The 664-nt window shown below is 42.0% G+C and carries 1 protein-coding gene; it reads left to right on the forward strand.

Annotated features, from left to right (window positions below):
• Positions 1-482: VWA domain-containing protein (locus R7Z47_RS25115; protein ID WP_318130798.1), on the forward strand; the 482-nt coding region annotated here is incomplete at its 5' end.
• Positions 483-664: the final 182 nt, after the last annotated feature.

A 664-nucleotide genomic window follows, 5' to 3' on the forward strand; every position in this document is an offset into this window, starting at 1 on the left:
TCTGTGTGGATGCCTCTGGCTCGATGAGTGGTTTCCCTGGGCAGTGCGCAAAAGCGATGGCGTATGCGTTAATGCAGATTGCACTGGCCGAACAGCGCGATTGTTACGTGATCATTTTCTCTACTGAACACATTACTTACGAGCTCACCAAACAAGATGGTTTGCGTGAGGCGGCGGATTTCTTAACGTACAGTTTCCATGGTGGTACAGATTTGGAGCCAACGCTTATCAAATCCATCGATTTGATGAGTGGAGATAAATACAAAAACGCCGACATGGTGGTAATTTCTGATTTTATTGCGCCAAAACAGCAAGATGAGTTGTTGGCAAAAGTGGATGCGCTTAAAGCGAAGAAAAACCGCTTCCATGCGATCAGTTTATCTAAGTACGGAAACCCTGCGTTAATGTCGATGTTTGATCATACTTGGTCTTACCATCCAAACGTTGTGGGACGTTTACTCAAGCGCGTAAGTAACGGTTGATGACCTAAAGCGGCGAATTCGCCGCTTTATTTTTAGTTCGTTTATCGGATGAATGTGTTTGGGGAAGAATCAATAAATACGCAATTGGATCGAATTTTCATCTGATTGATTTAAAAAAAAGCAAACAAACAGAAAATGAAAGATTTTTGTTTGACTATCTTTTCTGAATCCGTAAAGTAGCA

Source organism: Vibrio sp. 1641 (assembly GCF_033339995.1).
GTDB lineage: Bacteria > Pseudomonadota > Gammaproteobacteria > Enterobacterales > Vibrionaceae > Vibrio > Vibrio alginolyticus.